Origin of the sequence: Sediminitomix flava (assembly GCF_003149185.1) — a bacterium.
Lineage (GTDB): Bacteria > Bacteroidota > Bacteroidia > Cytophagales > Flammeovirgaceae > Sediminitomix > Sediminitomix flava.
Genome location: NZ_QGDO01000033.1, coordinates 1 through 1557, shown reverse-complemented (window position 1 = coordinate 1557; position 1557 = coordinate 1). Strand labels below are relative to the sequence as shown.

1 protein-coding gene is annotated in these 1557 nt (G+C 37.8%); it reads left to right on the top strand.

Annotation, left to right across the window (positions count from 1 at the left end; genetic code table 11):
• On the top strand, positions 1 to 1557 hold a 1557-nt coding region (locus BC781_RS25355), incomplete at both ends, for a GLUG motif-containing protein (RefSeq protein WP_211323984.1).

Genomic DNA, 1557 nt, shown 5'->3' with positions numbered 1-1557 from the left:
ATAGGTACAGGAACAATCTCTGATCCTTATCAAATCAGTAATCTTTCCGAATTGAGATGGTTATCCGAAGGATTGGAAACAGGAATGTCTGATTCAGTCCGTTGGAGCAAGCACTATTTGGTTACAGAAAATATAAATGCTTCAGAGACATTCCATTGGAATTTGGAAGAAGGATTTTCACCAATCGGTACAGACAAAGTGCCATTTACAGGAAGCTTGAATGGACAAGGTTTTGAGGTTGATTCCTTGACTATTAACAGATCAGAAGGTAAACAAATAGGATTATTTGGTTTTGTGTCAGATGCTCACATTCATCAATTAGGCTTAACAGATGTCTCACTTCTAGGTAAATCATCTGTTGGAGGTCTAGTAGGTAAAGCTGTTGGTTCGATCATAGAACGAGTTTATGTGAGTGGAGATATAGAATCTACGGAGAAATCAATTGGTGGACTAATCGGAGAGATTGGTAAAAATACTTTTGTTCATAGAAGCTATTCACTAGCCAATGTTACAGGAATTAGAAATGTCGGAGGACTTTTAGGAGCCTGTTACAATTCAAGTGTGCTAGAAAGTTATGCCGTAGGAATAGTTTTAGGAGAAGAAAATAACGGCGGTTTAGTAGGGCAAGTAAACTCAACTGCCAAGATTGAAAAGTCTTATTGGGATACAGTAACTACTCAACAGACAGTATCAGCAGGTTCAAAAGCGAAGTTTGGCTTGAGCAGCGAGAACTTTGCAGCAGACAGTAGTTTCGTGGATTGGAACGTTGATGTAGTTTGGACTCTAGAAACAGTATCTGAATTGGATAGTTTGGTTAGGCCTTATTTATTCCAAGATGGAAATACGAATGTTCACTTTATCAGTGTTGCAGATAGTGTAGGAGGAAGTATCAGTCCGAGAAGCTTGAGTTTAACTGAAGGAGAAACAAGAGTTTATAAAATTAAATCAGAAAATGGCTATCAGATTGTAGATGTATTCGTCGATTCTGTAAGTCAAGGAGCTTTAAGTGAATATACTTTTGTGGAGGTTTCTTCAGCACATTCGATTTCAGCAAGCTTTGAGAAAATTCCTTATGAGATTACAGTCAATGTAGGAAGTCATGGCGAGGTAGATTCATCAAGTACGACGATTTTCTATGATGAAGTGAAGACTTTTAAGTTCATCGCAGATGAAGGTTATGAGATTTATTCAGTATATGTGAACGGTGAAGACTTGGGAGTGATTTCAGAATATACTTTCCAAGATATATTTGCCAATCAAACGCTTGAGGTTTTCTTTATCAAATCAGGATTGGTCGTTGCAACAGAGCTAACAATGGGTTCAGGAACAATCTCTGATCCTTATCAAATCAGTAATCTTTCAGAATTGCGATGGTTATCTGAAGGTTTGGAAACAGGAATGTCTGATTCAGTTCGTTGGAGCAAGCACTATGTGGTTACAGAAAATATAAATGCGTCAGAGGCATTCCACTGGAATTTGGAAGAAGGATTTTCACCGATCGGTACAGACAAAATACCATTTACAGGTAGTTTGAATGGTCAAGGTTTTGAGATTGAT